The following is a 19,252-nucleotide window of genomic DNA, read 5'->3' on the forward strand; positions in this document are numbered from 1 at the left end:
GTCTCGAGGCCTTGAAGGACATCCAACTCTTTCTTCTTCATCAGGTCCGGCCAGCATGACACGTATTCAACCTTCCGCTTCGCCAACCACGCCGCGCGTATGGCGCGCCATTGCCGCGCTGATGTTCAGCCTGGTACTGGCCCCCGCCGTCATGGCCGATGAGCCTGTCAATGCACCCACCACACCTGCTGCCGTTGCCCCAGCTGCCGCACCCGCTGCTGCACCTGCCGCCGCGCCTGCAACTGACGGCGAGCAAGCTGCAGCACCTGTCGATCCGGCTGCAGCACCGACAGTGGCCCCCGTAGACGGCCAAGTCCCGGACACCGGTGAACAAGCCCTGGTTGAAGAAACCAGCCTGGGCATGGCCCATGACCTATCGCCATGGGGCATGTACAAAAACGCCGACATCGTGGTCAAGATAGTCATGATCGGCTTGGCGATTGCCTCGATCATTACCTGGACCATCTGGATCGCCAAGGGCTTCGAACTGCTGGGCGCCAAGCGTCGTCTGCGTGGCGAAATTGCCGCCCTGAAAAAGGCCACCACCCTCAAGGAAGCCAGCGATGGCGCCAACAAGGAAGGCACTTTGGCGCACCTGTTGGTCCACGATGCCCTTGATGAAATGCGCCTTTCGGCCAATACCCGCGAAAAAGAAGGCATCAAGGAACGCGTCAGCTTCCGTCTTGAGCGCCTGGTAGCGGCCAGCGGCCGCAACATGAGCAGCGGCACCGGCGTACTGGCCACCATTGGTTCCACCGCACCGTTTGTCGGTCTGTTCGGTACCGTGTGGGGCATCATGAACAGCTTCATCGGCATCGCCAAAACCCAGACCACCAACCTGGCGGTAGTTGCTCCAGGTATTGCCGAAGCCCTGCTGGCTACAGCGTTGGGCCTGGTCGCAGCGATTCCGGCCGTGGTTATCTACAACGTCTTCGCCCGCTCCATCGCTGGGTACAAGGCACAGGTATCCGATGCTTCGGCAGAAGTGCTGCTGCTGGTCAGCCGTGATCTGGACCACCAGCCAAGTGACCGCGCCAGCGCGCCTCACATGGTGAAAGTGGGGTAAGCCATGGGCCTGCATCTTAACGAAGGTGGCGATGACCTCGCCGAGAACCACGAAATCAACGTCACACCGTTTATCGATGTGATGTTGGTCCTGCTGATCATCTTCATGGTGGCAGCGCCTCTGGCAACCGTTGATATCAAGGTCGACCTACCAGCCTCTACCGCCAAACCGGCACCGAGACCGGAGAAACCAATCTTCCTCAGCGTCAAGGCTGACCAGAATGTCTACGTCGGTGAAGAGCAGGTCCAGCGCGAGCAACTCGGCGCGCTGCTCGATGCCAAGACTAAAGGCGACAAGGACACGACGATCTTCTTCCAGGCCGACAAAGGCGTGGACTACGGCGATCTGATGGAAGTCATGAATACGCTGCGCGCGGCCGGTTACCTGAAAGTCGGTCTGGTCGGGCTTGAGACGGCAGCCAAGAAATGATCAAGACGCGGCATAAGCTGGCGCGTTACAGCAGTAGTCTGGCGATTGTGCTGGGTATCCATGCCATTGCCGTGCTGCTGACGCTCAATTGGTCGGTACCCCAAGCGATCGAATTACCGCCTGCGGCGATGATGATCGAGATGGCACCGCTGCCGGTACCTGCTCCACCACCACCGCCCAAGGTAGTGACTCCGCCTCAGCCGCCAGCGCCGGTCGAAGAATTGCCGCTGCCGAAACTGGCTGAGGCACCGAAGCCGAAGATCGCCGTTGCCAAGCAAGTCAAGCCGAAGGCCAAACCGCAGCCGCCCAAGCCTGAGAAGAAGCCTGAGCCGCCACAAGACAAGCCTACCGACGAGCAAGTGGTCGACACGCCGCCAAGTAACGCGCCAGCGCAGAAATCCGCAGCGCCTGCTCCAAGCATCGCCACCAACAGCAATGCCTTGCCAACCTGGCAGAGCGACCTGTTGCGCCACTTGGCCAAGTACAAGCGCTATCCGGAGAACGCTCGGCGCATGCGCATGGAAGGTATCAACCGTTTGCGCTTCGTAGTCGATGGCGAGGGCAAGATACTCTCCTACGCCCTGGCTGGCGGTTCGGGAAGTGCGGCACTGGACAGAGCAACCCTGGAGATGATCCGTCGTGCTCAACCCGTACCACCACCGCCCAAGGAATTGCTCAACAACGGCAGCATCGAAGTGATCGCGCCATTCGTCTACTCGCTGGATAAGCGCTGACGCATTGTTTCTGTCACAAACGGGCAACTCTGATAACGTGCGTCTATCGATTGCAGCCGCTATGCTGGGGCCGCAAATTCATGGACGCCCGTTATGACCCTCACAGAATTGCGCTACATCGTCACCCTCGCTCAAGAACAGCACTTCGGCCACGCGGCCGAGCGCTGTCATGTCAGCCAGCCGACCCTGTCGGTGGGCGTGAAAAAACTTGAGGACGAGCTCGGTGTATTGATCTTCGAGCGCAGCAAAAGCGCTGTTCGCCTGACCCCGGTTGGCGAAGGAATCGTCGCTCAGGCTCAAAAAGTTCTCGAACAGGCTCAAGGTATCCGCGAGCTGGCCCAGGCAGGCAAGAACCAACTGACCGCTCCGCTGAAAGTCGGTGCGATCTACACGGTAGGCCCGTATCTGTTCCCACACCTGATCCCGCAACTGCACCGTGTCGCACCGCAGATGCCGTTGTACATCGAAGAGAACTTCACTCACATCCTGCGCGACAAGTTGCGCAACGGTGAGCTGGACGCAGTGATCATTGCCTTGCCGTTCAACGAAGCCGATGTCCTGACCTTGCCGTTGTACGATGAACCTTTCTATGTGCTGATGCCCAGCGAACACCCCTGGACCAAGAAGCAGACCATCGATTCCAGCCTGCTCAACGACAAGAGCCTGCTGCTGTTGGGCGAAGGCCATTGCTTCCGTGACCAGGTGCTGGAAGCCTGCCCAACCCTGACAAAAGGTAGCGACGGCGCCAAGCACACCACGGTTGAGTCCAGCTCGCTGGAAACCATCCGCCATATGGTGGCCTCGGGCCTTGGTGTATCGATCCTGCCGTTGTCGGCAGTGCATAGCCATCACTATGCGCCTGGAGTGCTCGAAGTGCGCCCACTGAGCCCACCGGCACCGTTTCGCACGGTGGCGATTGCCTGGCGCGCCAGCTTTCCGCGGCCCAAGGCGATCGAGATTCTTGCCGACTCCATCCGCCTGTGCTCGGTGGCCAAGCCATCTGCGAGTCAGTAGGAAGCTGATATGCCGGAGTTGTCTCAGGTTTCGGTAACCGCACTCAAGGGTGTCGGCGAAGCCATGGCTGAAAAGCTGGCCAAGGTCGGACTGGAAAACCTTCAGGACGTACTTTTTCACTTGCCGTTGCGCTATCAGGACCGCACCCGTGTGGTCCCGATTGGCGCCCTGCGTCCTGGTCAGGATGCGGTGATCGAGGGTGTCGTCAGCGGCACGGATGTGGTGATGGGCAAGCGCCGCAGCCTACTGGTTCGCCTGGGTGACGGAACCGGCGTGCTGAGCCTGCGCTTCTACCACTTCAGCAATGCGCAGAAAGAAGGCCTCAAACGGGGTACGCACCTGCGCTGCTACGGTGAAGCCCGCCCTGGCGCATCGGGACTGGAAATCTACCACCCTGAGTACCGCGCCCTGACCGGCGACGAGCCTGCTCTGGTGGAGCAAACCCTGACGCCGATCTACCCAACCACCGAAGGCCTGACCCAGCAACGGCTGCGCCAGCTGTGCCAGCAGAGCCTGGCCATGCTCGGCCCACGCAGCCTGCCAGACTGGCTCCCGCCAGAACTGGCGCGTGACTACCAACTGGCACCCTTGGACGATGCGATCCGCTATCTGCATCATCCACCCGCCGATGCCGATGTCGATGAACTTGCCGAAGGCCAGCATTGGGCCCAGCACCGCCTGGCGTTCGAAGAGCTGTTGACCCATCAGTTGTCCCAACAACGGTTGCGCGAGAGCCTGCGCGCTCAACGCGCTCCGGCGCTGCCCAAAGCCACCCATTTGCCCGCGCAGTACCTGGCCAATCTCGGCTTCGCACCCACTGGCGCCCAGCAACGGGTCGGCAACGAGATTGCCTACGACCTTAGCCAGCCGGAACCGATGCTGCGCCTGGTCCAGGGTGATGTGGGCGCGGGCAAGACCGTAGTGGCTGCGCTGGCAGCCCTGCAGGCGCTCGAGGCCGGCTATCAAGTGGCATTGATGGCGCCCACCGAGATTCTCGCCGAGCAGCACTTCATTACTTTCAAGCGCTGGCTTGAGCCACTTGGCATCGAAGTCGCCTGGCTGGCTGGCAAACTCAAGGGCAAAGCCCGCGCCAGCGCTCTGGAGCAAATTGCCGGAGGCGCGCCAATGGTGGTGGGCACTCATGCGCTGTTTCAGGAAGAGGTGAAGTTCAAGAACCTGGCCCTGGCGATCATCGATGAACAGCACCGTTTCGGTGTTCAACAGCGCCTGGCCCTGCGACAAAAAGGCGTAGGCGGTCAGTTGTGCCCTCATCAGTTGATCATGACGGCTACACCTATCCCGCGCACCTTGGCAATGAGCGCCTATGCCGATCTGGATACCTCTATTCTCGATGAGTTGCCGCCCGGGCGCACACCGGTCAATACCGTACTGGTTGCTGACAGTCGACGTTTCGAAGTGGTCGAGCGGGTACGTGCTGCCTGCGCTGAAGGGCGTCAGGCCTATTGGGTGTGCACCCTGATCGAAGAGTCTGAAGAGCTAACCTGCCAGGCTGCCGAAACAACCTTCGAGGAGCTAGGCAGTGCCTTGGGTGAATTACGCGTCGGCTTGATCCACGGGCGTCTGAAACCTGCGGAGAAAGCCGCGATCATGGCCGAGTTCAAACAGGGCAACCTGCAATTGCTGGTCGCCACCACGGTGATCGAGGTCGGGGTGGATGTTCCCAATGCCAGTTTGATGATCATCGAAAACCCGGAGCGTCTTGGTCTTGCGCAACTCCACCAGTTGCGCGGCCGGGTGGGTCGAGGCAGTGCAGTAAGCCATTGTGTCCTGCTTTACCATCCGCCGCTTTCACAGATCGGGCGCGAGCGTCTGGGCATCATGCGTGAAACCAATGACGGCTTCATCATTGCCGAGAAAGACCTGGAGCTGCGTGGGCCTGGGGAAATGCTTGGCACTCGTCAGACTGGCCTGTTGCAGTTCAAGGTCGCCGACCTGATGCGTGACGCAGACCTGTTACCCGCAGTGAGAGACGCTGCGCAGACGCTGCTGGCGCGCTGGCCAGGTCATGTCAGCCCGTTGCTCGAGCGTTGGCTGCGACATGGGCAGCAGTACGGACAAGTGTGACGTCCGTCTCAGAATGGATCCATCTTGCGACACAAGCTGGTTATACTCTTGCGATTATAAAATTTCTGGATGCAGGCCATGACTGAAGTTGCCCTGGACACCGCAATCCCCCACGCTCCGCCTGTTATCCGGCTGCTGCTGGAAAAGCTTGGCATCGCCTATGGTGAAGTGCTGGACCATCCAAACCTGCTGCCAGAGCGCAAGGTACAGGCTGTCCTGCTCGACGACGCCGTGGGCGCGCTGATGGTGTTGTTTGCGCAAAATCAGTTGCTGGACCTCAACCGCCTGACCGAGCTGACTGGTCGCAAGCTTGCTGCCGTGCCCCTGGACCGCCTCAAGCTGATGCTCGACAAGCACGGCCTGAAGCTCCTGCCTGGCATTCCTGCGCTTACCAGCTCACCTTGCCTCTACGAGGAGAGCCTGCTCAAGCCAGAAAAGTTGCTGATTCATTCCGGCGAAGCAGGGTTGTTGCTGGAGATCGAACGTGACGATTTCAAGAAGATGCTCAGCAAGGCCAGTGCCGGCAGCTTTGGTGAGCCCCTGAGCAGTATTCGTCCGAACCTCGATCGTCCGATCGATGATCGCGACGAGATCACTCAGGCGGTCCAGGCCTTCACCGCGCGCCGTATCCAGCAACGCCTGGAAAGCACCATCGAAATTCCGCCTCTGGCTGAAACCGCGCAGAAGATCATCAAGCTACGCGTCGATCCCAACGCCACCATCGACGATATTACCGGCGTCGTCGAAACGGACCCGGCGCTGGCTGCGCAAGTGGTCAGTTGGGCTGCTTCGCCTTACTACGCCTCTCCGGGCAAGATTCGTTCAGTGGAGGACGCTATCGTCCGTGTGCTGGGCTTTGATCTGGTGATCAACCTGGCACTGGGACTCGCGCTGGGCAAAACCCTGAGCCTGCCCAAGGATCACCCACAGGACACCACGCCCTACTGGCAACAGTCGATCTACACCGCTGCCGTGATTGAAGGGCTGACCCGTGCCATGCCCCGTGCCGAGCGCCCGGAAGCCGGGCTGACCTACCTGGCCGGGCTGCTGCACAACTTCGGCTACCTGCTGCTGGCGCATGTGTTTCCGCCGCACTTCTCGCTGATCTGCCGCCATCTGGAGGTCAACCCGCACCTGTGCCACAGCTATGTCGAACAGCACCTGCTAGGCATCAGCCGCGAGCAGATTGGCGCCTGGCTGATGCGTTATTGGGATATGCCCGAAGAGCTGTCCACGGCACTACGCTTTCAGCACGACCCGTACTACGCCGGCGACCATGCCGCGTTCCCGAACCTGGCGTGCCTGGCTGTACGCCTGTTGCGCACTCGCGGCATAGGTTCGGGCCCGGATGAATCAATCCCGGACGAATTGCTGGAACGCCTGAACATATCCCGCGAAAAAGCGGCAGATGTGGTGAACAAAGTACTGGAGGCCGAAGCGCTGTTGCGCGAGCTGGCCTCGCAATTCAATCACCACTAAGCCTGTGGCCTGTCCCTGCGGGGTCAGGCCTTTTTCTTCGGCTTCAGGTACTTCATAAGCCCCTGGAACCAGATGACCAGCGCCGGGTTGCCCTTGATCTGGATGTTTTTTTCCTGAATCCCCTGCATGAATGCCAATTGCTTGTTCTTCGCTTGCAAGGTGGCAAAGCCGTAGGCCGAATCTTTGAAGGCAATGGCAAACGCCGGCTGGGGATGAGTGCCCGAGCGACTGCCGATACGCATGTCTTTGACGATGAAGTGACGTGCAACCTTGCCATCCAGCGTCTGCAGCTGGAACACCAGGTCCTTGTCGACCAATTGTTGCTGGAACGCAGGGTTCTTGCGGCTGGCCTTGGCCATCAACAGCCCCATGGCCCAAAGGAGAAAGCGAAACTTCATTTGCGCGCCTCGGCTAAAAAGTGACTGGCGAAGCAGTTTATAGTCTCGCTATAAAAACACCATACTTTGCTACTCATTTCGCGAAGATCAAGGCAATTTGCTTTGTAACAGGGCCAATCCTGATCACAACCCGGCAATTCTAGCCTGCGCCTGAGTGCTGACAAAGGGCTTCAAACGCCGCCCGATGCCCTCGCTTAATAGCACCGCCATCAAGGTCAGGCTGCCATTTAGGCTGGCATAAAACAGCGCGCGTACCGGGTGCTCGGGCATCAACCAATAGAGGATCAACGCAGCCTGGGCCAGCGTCAGCAAGATACGAACACGCAAGCGCATGATCATGGCGATAGGAATGCTGAAGATCATCAGCAAATACCAGGCCCCCCAGGCGACCATACCAGCAGCCACGCCGCGGGCGGTGAAACCGCCAAAATTCTGTTTGTAGTAGCTGACCGCGTAATCGTTGAGCAGTACAAAGAGCACACATGCCAAGGTGTGCAGAGCGAAATTGAGCAGAAGACGGCGCCGGATCATAGGGCACCCCTGTCGCGAACCGCCGCCTTGGCGTTCGAAGTCGTGCAGCGCATCTTGCGTCCCTCCTTGGACGTGGTCCGCTGCCTGACAGCGGTAATGAAAACGGGCACCGCGTGGGTACCCGTCTTCCAATGCAATCAATCCATGCGAGGCATCAAGGATTGACGCTGTCCTTCAGGGACTTGCCTGGCTTGAACGCAACAGTATTGCTGGCTTTGATTTTGACAGGTTCACCGGTTTGCGGGTTTTTGCCAGTGCGAGCACCGCGGTGACGTTGCAGAAAAGTGCCAAATCCGACCAGAGTCACACTGTCTTTGCGGTGCAGTGCGCCAGTGATTTCTTCGAGAACGGCGTTGAGCACGCGATTGGCTTGCTCTTTGGTGAGATCGGCCTTTTCAGCGATAGCTGCGGCGAGTTCTGGTTTGCGCATAGGTGAAGCCTCTTAGACGGTTTTTTGTTTTTATGCCGTGCTGCTCTTCGCAAGCAGCGCCCAAGGCACCGCAGGCTCTAAACTGCGGCAGACGGGAGTGAGAATGGCATGCCGTCAGAGGCCGCGCCAGTCTCTGGGCGGCCATTGTTCACGCAAACACAGGGGTAATCCGACAGAATGCAGGCCGTTTACGCCATAAGCGCTGGAAGTTGCCGATTTAGAGCCAGCTTTTCCATGACTGCCGAGCCCGTAAGGGCATAGCCCAGCAGATTGCCCTCAGCATCGTGACAAAGCACTTTGAGGTCGATGCCCTGGCCTTCAACGTGCCAGGTCCCTTCACGACCATGAGGCGGCACAGATACCACCAACGGGCAAGCGGGGGTTTTCACCGTCACCGGCATGGGGCCATAGGCAACCGCGGTGGGGTTGCCTACCAAGGTTTGCGCCAAGGCGCGCGCGCAACTCATCAGCGGCATGACATAAAGCAGATTCAACCCATCGACTTCAGCGCAGTCGCCCAGGGCGTAGATGTTGGCATGGGAGGTGCGCAACTGTCGGTCGACCACCACACCTCGGTTGACCTGCAAGCCAGCAGCAGCGGCCATATCGATACGCGGACGCAAGCCGACAGCAGAGACCACCAGATCGCATGCGATGACCTGGCCGTCGGACAGGTGCGCCTCAAGGCCGGCGCCAACCCGCTGCAGCCGGGTCAGCACCGGTCCCAGGTGCAGGCGCACCCCCAACCCTTCCAGGCCGGCTTGCACGGCGGCTGCGGCAGCCGGATGCAATAGAGTCGGCATCACCTGCTCACAGGGTGCCACCAAATCCACCTGGAAGCCTCCCAGGCTCATGTCATTGGCAAACTCACAGCCGATCAGCCCGGCGCCCAAAATCAACACCCGCTGCTTGCCCGCGGCAGCCGTGCGAAAACGAGCGTAGTCCTCAAGGTCGTTGATCGGAAAAATCGCGTCACCGGCATCGCCTTCAACCGGAACCTGCACGGTTTGCGCACCCCAAGCCAGAATCAGGTCGCGGTAGATAACCTGTTCCTCACCAATCCACAGGCGCTTGTGACCTGGGTCGATTCCGCTGATACGGGTGTGGGTGCGTACTTCGGCGTTGAGCTGCTCGGCCATGGCTCCGGGTTCGGCCATGCTCAACCCAGCTGCGTCTTTGTTCTTGGCAAAGCCGGTGGAAAGCATTGGTTTTGAGTAGGAGCGGCCATCATCGGCGGTAATCAGTAGCAGCGGCGAATCGCCGTCGAGCTTACGAAATTCGCGGGCCAGGTTGTACCCCGCCAATCCTGTTCCGACAATTACCACTGGAGCCGTCATGCCATGCTTTCCTCGAGTCTTGATTGAAAAATGATCAGCCGATAGCGATCATTTCGAAGTCCATCTTGCCTACGCCACAGTCCGGACACAGCCAGTCCTGCGGAACATCTTCCCAGCGTGTGCCAGGAGCAATGCCGTCATCCGGCCAGCCCTCGGCCTCATCGTAGATCAGACCGCAAACAATACACTGCCACTTTTTCATCACGCTTTTCCTCAACGAATTCAGGCTTTGGAGTGGCCGCTCTAGACAAAATTACACTGGCGACCATCTAAGGAAGGGCTTTGTACTGGAGCCAGGTGCCAGCATGCAAGCCGGATCGGGCAATCATGCTAAGCTCGCCGTCTCTTTGGCCTGTTAATCCATACCATCGTGTCGTACGAAACGTTGCAAGCGCCCGCTGCAGAATGGTTGCAGCACTCTCAGGTAGCAGACAGCGCAACGCCCGCGCTTCTGGACTGGTTGTTCGATCAAGGATCTCTGACCCGTCGCCTGACTCGATTATCCGCCGACCACTTTTCCGTTACACCCCTTTATGAAGGATGGCAGCCGCTGCGTGATGACGAGTGCCAGGCATTAGACCTGGCCCCGAAAAGCGAAGGCTGGGTACGCGAAGTGTATTTGCGAGGCCACGGCCAGGCCTGGGTGTTCGCCCGAAGCGTCGCCGCACGGAGCGCTCTGGAAAGCGGCGGCCTGGATATGGAAGCGTTGGGCAGTCGCTCCCTGGGGGAACTGCTGTTCTGCGACCATGCCTTCACCCGCCGCGCCATTGAAGTTTGTCATTACCCCAAGGCCTGGCTGCCGACAATCGACGCCAGCGACACGCTCTGGGGACGGCGCTCACGCTTCGACCGTGACGCGCTGAGCATATTGGTCGCCGAAGTCTTCCTGCCTTCACTGTGGCAGGCTACCGAGATTGCCGGGGAGATCCGCTGATGTACCTGCAACTGCTCAAGTCGCTCAATCGCCTGCACCCAAGGGCCTGGGATTTTATCCAACTCAGCCGCATGGATCGGCCGATCGGCATTTATCTGCTGCTTTGGCCAACACTTTCGGCTGTGTGGATTGCCGCCAAGGGCATGCCAACCCTGGCCAACGTGCTGATTTTCACCCTCGGTGTGGTGATGATGCGTGCGGCCGGTTGCGCTATCAACGATTTCGCCGACCGCAAGGTCGATGGCCACGTCAAACGCACAGCGGACCGCCCGCTCGCCGCGGGCAGAATCAATGCCCGCGAAGCACTGGTATTGTTTGCCGTGCTAGTGGGCGCCAGCTTCCTGCTGGTGTTGTGCACCAACACCAAGACCGTGTGGCTGTCATTCGGCGCCGTGGCGCTAGCGGCGTGCTATCCGTTCATGAAGCGCTACACCTACTATCCACAAGTAGTGCTCGGAGCCGCGTATTCCTGGGGCATTCCCATGGCCTTCACCGCCGCTAACGGCGAGCTGCCGGCCATCGCTTGGCTGCTATACATTGCCAACTTGCTGTGGACAGTGGGTTATGACACCTACTACGCCATGGTCGATCGCGATGACGATCTGAAGATTGGGGTGAAATCCACTGCCATTCTGTTTGGCGAAGCTGATCGAGTCATCATCCTGACCTTGCAGGTGCTGTCGCTGGGCTGCCTGTTGCTGGCTGGCTTGCGCTTCGAATTGGGCGGCTGGTTCCATCTGGGCCTGATGGCAGCGTTGCTGTGCTTTGTCTGGGAGTTCTGGTCGACGCGCAACCTCGACCGCGAGTCCTGCTTCAAAGCGTTTTTGCACAACCACTGGGCTGGGCTGCTGATATTCGTGGGGATTGTGCTGGACTACAGTTTCTGACCAGCGCAGGGCAAGCCTACTCCCAACCGAGCAGCAGTGGGAGCGGGCGTACCCCATGATCAACGTCGCGGTTACTTGATCACATGCCACACATCCTTCATGCCATCACCCGTCATATCCCCGCCTTTCTTGTCCTTGATGAAGGTGTAGACCGGCTTACCTTTGTAAGCCCATTGCATTGAGCCGTCATCGCGCTTGATCTGCGTCCACCCCTCTTCGGCCATATCACCATCTTTGACCAGCAACGGCGGCCAGTTCTTGGCGCACTCATCGTTGCACATGGATTTTCCGCCCGAGTCCTTGTCGAAGGTATAAAGCGTCATGCCTGCATGGTCGACCATCACACCATCTTTCATCATGGCATGATGGGCGGAAGCGATTCCCGGCAAGGCCAGTGCCACTGCAGTGAAAAGCGCCATCCAGTTCAGCGTATGTCGTGTCATTGGATCCACCATGTTTCTCGGGAGAGGGAATGTAAGCCTAGCCCAGTAACAGAATGTTGCTGCTATCGCCCACGACTTGTCACACGACTGCAATAATTCCGTTATCTAATGCGGGCCAAGACACCTTAAATGGAAGAGGTTTAAGCATGGTTGGCAGAAACATTCTCATCGTTGACGACGAAGCGCCAATTCGCGAAATGATCGCCGTTGCATTGGAGATGGCCGGCTATGACTGCCTGGAAGCAGAAAACTCCCAGCAGGCCCACGCCATCATCGTCGACCGTAAACCGGACCTTATCCTGCTTGACTGGATGCTCCCGGGCACCTCTGGCATCGAGCTGGCCCGACGCCTCAAGCGCGACGAGCTGACCGGCGATATCCCGATCATCATGCTCACCGCCAAGGGTGAGGAAGACAACAAGATCCAGGGTCTTGAAGTGGGCGCTGATGACTACATCACCAAGCCCTTCTCACCTCGCGAATTGGTAGCTCGCCTGAAGGCCGTGCTGCGCCGTGCAGGTCCGAGCGACGGCGAAGCGCCAATTGAAGTCGGCGGCTTGCTGCTCGATCCCATCAGCCACCGGGTCACCATTGACGGCAAACCTGCTGAAATGGGGCCGACCGAATATCGCTTGCTGCAATTCTTCATGACCCACCAGGAACGTGCCTACACACGTGGCCAATTGCTCGACCAGGTCTGGGGCGGCAATGTCTATGTCGAAGAGCGCACGGTTGATGTGCATATTCGCCGTCTGCGCAAGGCACTGGGTGAGGCTTACGAGAATCTGGTACAAACCGTGCGTGGGACCGGTTATCGCTTCTCGACCAAGAGCTGAATCGATAATCAGGCCAAGGTATAGGAAAGGACGCATCGTTAATTGAACCAGAACTGGCATGGCACCCTGATTCGCCACATGTTGCTGTTGATTACCGCCTGCCTGCTGGTTGGTTTGATCAGTGGCTATTACGGCTGGAGCCTGGCCCTTGGCCTGGCGCTTTACCTGGGCTGGACACTCAAGCAGTTGCTACGCCTGCACGAGTGGCTACGCCTGCACAAGCCCGATGAGGCACCTCCCGATGGCTACGGCTTGTGGGGCGAGGTGTTCGACAGCATTTATCACTTGCAACGCCGCGACCAACGCGTGCGTGGCCGCCTGCAGGCAGTGATCGATCGCGTGCAGGAGTCCACCGCGGCCCTCAAGGATGCGGTGATCATGCTCGACAGTGACGGCAACCTGGAATGGTGGAACCGTGCTGCGGAAACCCTGCTTGGCCTGAAAACCCCACAGGACAGCGGTCAACCGGTGACCAACCTGGTTCGCCACCCGCGCTTCAAGGAGTACTTCGAACAGGAGAACTACGTCGAACCGCTGGAAATTCCGTCACCGATCAACGACCGCCTGCGCGTGCAGCTGCATATCACCCGGTATGGCAACAATGAACACCTGATGCTGGTTCGCGATGTGACCCTTATCCATCAGCTCGAACAGATGCGTAAGGACTTCGTAGCCAACGTCTCCCATGAGCTACGCACGCCGTTGACCGTCATTGCCGGCTATCTGGAAACCTTGCTCGACAACGTCGAGCAAGTGAATCCGCGCTGGGTCCGGGCGCTGCAGCAGATGCAGCAACAAGGCGTGCGCATGCAGACCCTGCTCAACGACCTGCTGCTGTTGGCCAAGCTTGAGGCCACGGACTACCCCTCCGACAACCAGCCAGTGGCCGTAGAGCCATTACTGCAAACGATCAAGAACGATGCCCAGGCGCTGTCGGGTCAACGCAACCAGCGCATCACGCTGGAAGCCGCCCCCGGCATCCGTCTCAAAGGCAGTGAGGCGGAGTTGCGCAGCGCCTTCTCCAATCTGGTCTTCAATGCCGTCAAGTACACACAGGATGAAGGGCAGATCCGCATCCGCTGGTGGGCTGACGAACACGGAGCGCACTTGAGCGTTCAAGACTCGGGGATTGGAATTGATGCCAAGCACCTGCCACGTCTGACCGAACGTTTTTATCGGGTCGACTCCAGTCGAGCCTCAAATACTGGCGGTACCGGTCTTGGTCTGGCGATCGTCAAGCACGTACTCTTGCGCCACCGCGCACGTCTTGAGATCAGTAGCGTGCCAGGCCATGGCAGCACCTTTACCTGTCATTTCGCGCCCACCCAGATTGCCCAGCGCACGTCCGCCTGAAGGTTCGCCACTAGGCAATTGCGCCCTCACCCGCTACATTGGCGGACTTGTGCCAGCGAATGCTGGCACAGCATTTCTTCCTATTTTCAAATGACGGACCCCGTAAAACCCCATCATGGACCCATCCCCTGGTATTAGCTTCGCCTCACTTTTTGCCGATTTCGGCATGATTCTTTTTGCTCTGCTGCTGGTACTGCTCAACGGATTTTTCGTTGCTGCCGAGTTCGCCATGGTCAAATTGCGTTCGACAAAGGTCGAGTCGATTGCCGTGCAGCATGGCTGGCGTGGGCAAATCCTGCGCACCGTACACAACCAGTTAGACGCCTATCTTTCCGCCTGCCAGTTGGGTATCACCCTCGCCTCGCTGGGCCTGGGCTGGGTCGGTGAGCCTGCTTTCGCCCACTTGCTCGAGCCTTTGCTGGCGGCTATCGGCGTGCAGTCGCCGGAAGTCATCAAGGCCGTGTCGTTCTTCAGTGCCTTCTTCGTGATCTCTTACCTGCACATCGTGGTGGGTGAGCTGGCGCCCAAGTCCTGGGCCATTCGCAAACCCGAGCTGTTGTCGCTGTGGACTGCAGTACCGCTGTATCTGTTCTACTGGGCAATGTACCCGGCTATTTACCTGCTCAACGCCAGCGCCAACGCCATTTTGCGTATTGCCGGCCAAGGTGAACCCGGCCCGCACCACGAACATCACTACAGCCGCGATGAGTTGAAGCTGATCCTGCACTCCAGCCGCGGCCAGGACCCTAGCGACCAGGGCATGCGTGTTCTGGCTTCTGCGGTGGAAATGGGCGAGCTGGAAGTGGTCGACTGGGCCAACTCCCGTGAGGACATGGTCTGCCTGGAAGCACATGCACCGCTTAAAGAAATCCTGGCGATGTTCCGTCGGCACAAGTTCAGCCGCTACCCAGTGTTCGACGCCCAGCGCGGTGAGTTCGTCGGCCTGTTGCACATCAAGGATCTGCTGCTGGAGCTGGCCGATCTGGAGCATATCCCCGAGTCGTTCAATCTCGCCGAGCTGACCCGACCGCTGGAGCGCGTGTCCCGACACATGCCGCTGTCGCATCTGCTCGAACAGTTCCGCAAGGGCGGAGCGCACTTTGCCCTGGTTGAAGAAGCTGACGGCAAGGTGATCGGCTACCTGACCATGGAAGACGTGCTGGAGGTGCTGGTAGGAGACATCCAGGACGAGCACCGCAAGGCCGAACGCGGCATCCTCGCCTACCAGCCAGGCAAGTTGCTGGTTCGTGGCGACACGCCGTTGTTCAAGGTCGAGCGTCTGTTGGGCGTGGATCTGGATCACATCGAGGCCGAAACCCTTGCCGGCCTGGTGTACGAGACTCTCAAACGCGTCCCTGAAGAAGAAGAGCAGATGGAAGTCGAGGGCCTGCGCATCATCATCAAGAAGATGAAAGGCCCGAAAATCGTCCTGGCGAAGGTACTCAAACTCGATTGAGTCGCCTTATGGGTTGCCGGCAGTAAAGTTCGGCAACCCAGCGACAGGCTGATTGAACTGGTAAGGAATGGATACAAGCTCGAGCCCGACGTTGCGCTGCACAACAAAGTGCAGATGCGGGCCCGTGCTGTTACCGGTGTTGCCGGATTTCGCCAGAGCGGTCCCGTACACCACTTGCTGGCCCTCCCGCACCACCACAGAACCACGCATCAGGTGCAGATAGACGCCCATGGTGCCGTCGTCGTGCAGAATCCGCACGTAATTGCCTGCTGGGTGAGTGCCACGCCCGCTCTGACTGTTCTCGGTCTTGATCACTATGCCTGCCCGCGAGGCGATGATTGGCGTGCCTTCCGGCATCGCGATGTCCATCGCATAGCGTCCTTTGGGGCCGAAGTGACTGTAGCGCCCATTTGGGCCTTGAGTTAAATGGAACGGCCCGCCGCGCCACGGCAACGGATACCGAAACGCCTGATAACGCTGCCCAGGATTCCCCAGTGCGTAGGAGAACTTCTCTTGATAACTCACCGGCTGGTCCGGTTTCTGTGCGTTGACTATTGTCAGCAACACCGCTGCACGGGCAGGCACCACGCGACGTACCAGCCGCGTACCAGCACCCTTGGCATTGCCAAGGCGCTCCAGCCGCAGTTCGACTTCCACCGGCGCAAAGGTGTCATTGCGGGCGCTGAAGCTCACTCCCGTAGCGAACTTGATGGCATGCAGTTTCACCTGGCCTTCCAATTGCTCGACCATCCGCTCACCGAAGACGAAGGCCTTGGTGCCCGCTAGCGGACGATCGGAATAAGAAACCACCCCGTAGGGATCGGTGCTTTTGTAGAGCGTCGAGGCCAGTGCCGGGCCACAAGCCATGAGCAAGGCACAAAACAGTAGCGAGCGTGCAGGCATGACTAGTGGCTTTATGACAGTTGATATCTGTCGAAGCCTAGCAGCGAATTTCAGCAGAGGAATGGCGAGAGTGTTTCAGCGCCGTGCCAGGAGACGAGTGGTGTACTGATCGACATCCACCTATCAGCCTGGCGATCGGCGGTATGATTAGGCGCCTGGAACGAAGTGCTTCTGCGCTGTACCGCGAGCGATCAGCCGCGAGAGGTAATCGAGTTTCTGCGCATCCTGATCAACGAATTTGAAAGTCAGCTGCAACCAATCGCTGTCCGGCTTGGGCTCCAACGCCGCAACAGCATGCAAATAGCCATTGAGTCGGGCAATCTCGGCGTTCTCGCCCTGCTCCAGGTCGAGTACGGCGCCTTCGAGTACCTGTGGCAGGGTTTCACCCCGGCGCACCACCAGCAACGCCTCCTTGAGGCTCAGCGCTTTGATCACGCAGGGCTGCACCCCGCTAGGCAAGCGCAGTTGACCCTGACCACGACCAGCAGGTGCGGCGGCGGTCGGTCTAGGGGCACTGACGAGCGGCTGGGCAGCCACCACCGGCGCAACCGGCGCCGAGGCTTTCACTGATTCGGCACGTCCACCGGTCAGTGCGCTCAACGAGTCGTTGGCAAAGGCGGAAGTAGCGCGGGTCGGGGCACTGGCCAGCAACGTATCGAGCTTACCGACCTTGGTCAGGGCCTTCTTCACTTTGGTCAACAGTTGCTCGTTGGTGAACGGCTTGCCGACGAAGTCGGACACACCAGCCTGAATCGCCTGCACCACGTTTTCCTTGTCGCCACGGCTGGTCACCATGATGAACGGCAGTGCCTTCAGCGACTCTTGCTGGCGACACCAGGTCAACAATTCCAGGCCGGACATTTCTGGCATTTCCCAGTCGCACAGGACCAGGTCAAAGGCTTGGCGCGACAGCAATGTCTGGGCCTTGCGACCGTTGACTGCGTCTTCGATGACAATTCCCGGGAAATAGTTGCGCAGGCACTTCTTCACCAGATCGCGAATGAACGGCGCATCATCCACAACCAACACACTGACTTTACTCATCGCCACTCCTATTGAATCCCGACTAGCATAACGCTGACTGATGGCCATTTGCCAAAAATTGGCTCACGCCGGGACTCGTGGTTGGGTTCGCGGCTGCCTTTAGGTGCACGCCCCACAAACGAAAACGCCCGGCCAGGGCCGGGCGTTCTTCTCGGGGCAGTCTTACTTATCGTCAGCTTCGGCTGGAACATTAGCCTTTTCGCTACCGCCCTCGACCTCTTCTTTCATCCGCTTCAGACCCAGGTGACGTACGTCGGTACCACGCACCAGGTAAATCACCAGCTCGGCAATGTTGCGTGCATGGTCGCCGATCCGCTCAAGCGAACGCAGGGCCCAGATCACGCTGAGTACCCGCGAAATCGAGCGCGGGTCTTCCATCATGTAGGTAACCAGCTCACGCAACGCGGTCTTGTACTCGCGATCGATGGTCTTGTCGTACTGAGCAACCGACAGCGCCAGGTCGGCGTCGAAACGGGCGAACGCATCCAACGCATCACGCACCATGTTGCGCACCTGGTCACCAATGTGACGAACTTCAACGTAACCACGGGGCGACTCACCCTCTTCACACAACTGAATGGCGCGGCGGGCAATCTTGGTCGACTCGTCACCGATACGCTCCAGGTCGATGACCGATTTGGAGATACTGATGATCAGACGCAGATCGGAAGCAGCCGGCTGGCGACGGGCGAGAATTCGCACGCACTCTTCGTCGATGTTGCGCTCCATCTGGTTGATCTGCTCATCGACTTCACGCACCTGCTGAGCCAGGCCCGAGTCGGCCTCGATCAGCGCGGTTACTGCGTCATTGACCTGCTTCTCGACCAGGCCCCCCATTGCCAGGAGGTGGCTGCGCACCTCTTCGAGCTCGGCATTGAACTGCTGGGAGATATGGTGGGTAAGGCTGTCTTTACTGATCATGCTTTCGCTCCGCGAAAAAGCTGCAAGCTTCAACCTGCAAGCTTCAAGTCATACGTGTAATACCGGGCACCGTTGTCTGTTCGCCGCAAACTAGCCATAACGGCCGGTAATGTAGTCTTCGGTCTGCTTCTTCGCCGGGTTGGTGAACAGCGTGTCGGTATCACCAAACTCGATCAACTTGCCCATGTACATGAACGCGGTGTAGTCGGAAACCCGTGCCGCCTGCTGCATGTTATGGGTAACGATGACGATGGTGTACTTGGACTTCAGCTCGTAGATCAGCTCTTCGACCTTCAGCGTCGAAATCGGGTCGAGTGCCGAGCAAGGTTCGTCGAGCAACAGTACTTCAGGTTCAACGGCAATGGTGCGGGCAATTACCAGACGCTGCTGCTGACCACCGGACAAGCCCAGTGCCGACTCGTGCAGGCGGTCCTTGACCTCATCCCACAGCGCTGCGCCCTTGAGCGCCCACTCCACAGCCTCGTCAAGCACGCGTTTCTTGTTGATGCCCTGGATACGCAGGCCATAGACCACGTTTTCATAGATGGTCTTGGGGAACGGGTTAGGCTTCTGAAACACCATACCGACGCGGCGGCGCAATTCAGCTACGTCTTCGCCCTTGCGGTAGATGTTGTTGCCGTACAGGTTGATTTCACCTTCAACGCGGCAACCGTCAACCAGGTCGTTCATGCGGTTGAAGGTACGCAACAACGTGGATTTACCACAGCCGGACGGCCCGATGAACGCAGTCACGCGCTGTTTTGGGATGTTCATACCAACGTCGAACAGCGCTTGCTTGTCACCGTAGAACAGGTTCAGGCCAGGCACTTCGATGGCAACGGTTTCGTCCGCCAATTGCAGGCTCTGCTTGGTGCGGCCCAGGGCCGACATATCGATACCGTGAGCATGGGTTTCATGTTGCATGGTTTCACTCCATTTGTAGCAGCAGACTTCAAGCTGCACGCTGCAAGT

Annotated in this window: 21 protein-coding genes; 11 read left to right on the top strand and 10 right to left on the bottom strand. The window is 58.9% G+C overall.

Annotation, left to right across the window (positions count from 1 at the left end; all coding sequences use genetic code 11):
* Positions 1-55: 55 nt before the first annotated feature.
* The 6 genes from exbB to V0R60_RS03710 all read left to right on the top strand — a co-directional run bounded on the left by exbB (position 56) and on the right by V0R60_RS03710 (position 6,807).
* A complete protein-coding gene (exbB, locus tag V0R60_RS03685; RefSeq protein ID WP_330078842.1) occupies positions 56-1,066 on the top strand; it encodes a tonB-system energizer ExbB in 1,011 nt (336 codons plus the stop codon).
* Positions 1,067-1,069: 3 nt separating this feature from the next.
* Positions 1,070-1,495, top strand: coding sequence for a TonB system transport protein ExbD (exbD, locus tag V0R60_RS03690; protein ID WP_136478757.1), 426 nt, complete (start codon positions 1,070-1,072; stop codon positions 1,493-1,495).
* Complete coding sequence (locus V0R60_RS03695; protein WP_136478758.1) at positions 1,492-2,229, top strand: energy transducer TonB; 738 nt, start codon at positions 1,492-1,494, stop codon at positions 2,227-2,229. Before exbD ends, V0R60_RS03695 begins: the two co-directional genes overlap by 4 nt.
* A gap of 93 nt (positions 2,230-2,322) precedes the next feature.
* Positions 2,323-3,243, top strand: coding sequence for a hydrogen peroxide-inducible genes activator (locus V0R60_RS03700; RefSeq protein WP_136478759.1), 921 nt, complete (start codon positions 2,323-2,325; stop codon positions 3,241-3,243).
* A gap of 9 nt (positions 3,244-3,252) precedes the next feature.
* Positions 3,253-5,328 (top strand): ATP-dependent DNA helicase RecG, encoded by a 2,076-nt coding sequence (gene recG / locus V0R60_RS03705; protein WP_330078841.1) that lies wholly within the window; start codon positions 3,253-3,255, stop codon positions 5,326-5,328.
* A gap of 78 nt (positions 5,329-5,406) precedes the next feature.
* Complete coding sequence (locus V0R60_RS03710; protein WP_330078840.1) at positions 5,407-6,807, top strand: aminoacyl-tRNA deacylase and HDOD domain-containing protein; 1,401 nt, start codon at positions 5,407-5,409, stop codon at positions 6,805-6,807.
* 23 nt (positions 6,808-6,830) lie between these two features.
* Here the strand turns inward: V0R60_RS03710 and V0R60_RS03715 are convergent, their stop codons facing one another.
* From V0R60_RS03715 to V0R60_RS03735, 5 genes are all read right to left on the bottom strand, one after another.
* Positions 6,831-7,205, bottom strand: coding sequence for a helicase (locus V0R60_RS03715; protein ID WP_330078839.1), 375 nt, complete (start codon positions 7,203-7,205; stop codon positions 6,831-6,833).
* 123 nt (positions 7,206-7,328) lie between these two features.
* Positions 7,329-7,736: a hypothetical protein gene (locus tag V0R60_RS03720; RefSeq protein WP_136478763.1), complete on the bottom strand. Its 408-nt coding sequence runs from the start codon at positions 7,734-7,736 to the stop codon at positions 7,329-7,331.
* A gap of 154 nt (positions 7,737-7,890) precedes the next feature.
* Positions 7,891-8,166: an HU family DNA-binding protein gene (locus tag V0R60_RS03725; protein WP_003213368.1), complete on the bottom strand. Its 276-nt coding sequence runs from the start codon at positions 8,164-8,166 to the stop codon at positions 7,891-7,893.
* A 188-nt stretch (positions 8,167-8,354) separates the two neighbouring features.
* Positions 8,355-9,503, bottom strand: a complete 1,149-nt coding sequence (locus tag V0R60_RS03730) for an NAD(P)/FAD-dependent oxidoreductase (RefSeq protein WP_330078838.1) — start codon at positions 9,501-9,503, stop codon at positions 8,355-8,357.
* A gap of 34 nt (positions 9,504-9,537) precedes the next feature.
* Positions 9,538-9,705: a rubredoxin gene (locus V0R60_RS03735; RefSeq protein WP_136478765.1), complete on the bottom strand. Its 168-nt coding sequence runs from the start codon at positions 9,703-9,705 to the stop codon at positions 9,538-9,540.
* 168 nt (positions 9,706-9,873) lie between these two features.
* Between V0R60_RS03735 and V0R60_RS03740 the strand changes: the two genes are divergently transcribed.
* On the top strand, positions 9,874-10,437 hold the full coding sequence (locus tag V0R60_RS03740; RefSeq protein ID WP_330078837.1) for a chorismate--pyruvate lyase family protein: 564 nt from the start codon (positions 9,874-9,876) through the stop codon (positions 10,435-10,437).
* On the top strand, positions 10,437-11,324 hold the full coding sequence (gene ubiA / locus V0R60_RS03745; RefSeq protein WP_136478767.1) for a 4-hydroxybenzoate octaprenyltransferase: 888 nt from the start codon (positions 10,437-10,439) through the stop codon (positions 11,322-11,324). Before V0R60_RS03740 ends, ubiA begins: the two co-directional genes overlap by 1 nt.
* Before the next feature lie 71 nt (positions 11,325-11,395).
* On the opposite strand, the gene V0R60_RS03750 is transcribed toward ubiA, so the two are convergent.
* Positions 11,396-11,767: a COG4315 family predicted lipoprotein gene (locus V0R60_RS03750; protein ID WP_136478768.1), complete on the bottom strand. Its 372-nt coding sequence runs from the start codon at positions 11,765-11,767 to the stop codon at positions 11,396-11,398.
* Positions 11,768-11,913: 146 nt separating this feature from the next.
* Between V0R60_RS03750 and phoB the strand changes: the two genes are divergently transcribed.
* The 3 genes from phoB (at position 11,914) to V0R60_RS03765 (ending at position 15,412) form a co-directional block, all read left to right on the top strand.
* On the top strand, positions 11,914-12,603 hold the full coding sequence (phoB, locus tag V0R60_RS03755; RefSeq protein ID WP_028942483.1) for a phosphate regulon transcriptional regulator PhoB: 690 nt from the start codon (positions 11,914-11,916) through the stop codon (positions 12,601-12,603).
* Positions 12,604-12,645: 42 nt separating this feature from the next.
* Positions 12,646-13,956 carry a phosphate regulon sensor histidine kinase PhoR gene (gene phoR / locus V0R60_RS03760; RefSeq protein ID WP_136478769.1) on the top strand — a complete coding sequence of 437 codons (1,311 nt, stop codon included), beginning with the start codon at positions 12,646-12,648 and terminating at the stop codon, positions 13,954-13,956.
* Between the two features lie 115 nt (positions 13,957-14,071).
* Positions 14,072-15,412, top strand: coding sequence for a hemolysin family protein (locus tag V0R60_RS03765; RefSeq protein ID WP_136478770.1), 1,341 nt, complete (start codon positions 14,072-14,074; stop codon positions 15,410-15,412).
* 6 nt (positions 15,413-15,418) lie between these two features.
* Here the strand turns inward: V0R60_RS03765 and V0R60_RS03770 are convergent, their stop codons facing one another.
* From V0R60_RS03770 to pstB, 4 genes are all read right to left on the bottom strand, one after another.
* The gene (locus V0R60_RS03770) at positions 15,419-16,315 is read right to left on the bottom strand and encodes a peptidoglycan DD-metalloendopeptidase family protein (protein ID WP_330078836.1); all 897 of its coding nucleotides are present in this window, start codon (positions 16,313-16,315) and stop codon (positions 15,419-15,421) included.
* Positions 16,316-16,462: 147 nt separating this feature from the next.
* Positions 16,463-17,359 (bottom strand): response regulator, encoded by an 897-nt coding sequence (locus V0R60_RS03775; RefSeq protein WP_136478772.1) that lies wholly within the window; start codon positions 17,357-17,359, stop codon positions 16,463-16,465.
* 162 nt (positions 17,360-17,521) lie between these two features.
* Positions 17,522-18,280, bottom strand: coding sequence for a phosphate signaling complex protein PhoU (gene phoU, locus V0R60_RS03780; protein ID WP_136478773.1), 759 nt, complete (start codon positions 18,278-18,280; stop codon positions 17,522-17,524).
* Between the two features lie 90 nt (positions 18,281-18,370).
* The gene (gene pstB / locus V0R60_RS03785; protein WP_136478774.1) at positions 18,371-19,204 is read right to left on the bottom strand and encodes a phosphate ABC transporter ATP-binding protein PstB; all 834 of its coding nucleotides are present in this window, start codon (positions 19,202-19,204) and stop codon (positions 18,371-18,373) included.
* Positions 19,205-19,252: the final 48 nt, after the last annotated feature.

It is taken from the genome of Pseudomonas auratipiscis (assembly GCF_036324085.1).
Classification (GTDB): domain Bacteria; phylum Pseudomonadota; class Gammaproteobacteria; order Pseudomonadales; family Pseudomonadaceae; genus Aquipseudomonas; species Aquipseudomonas auratipiscis.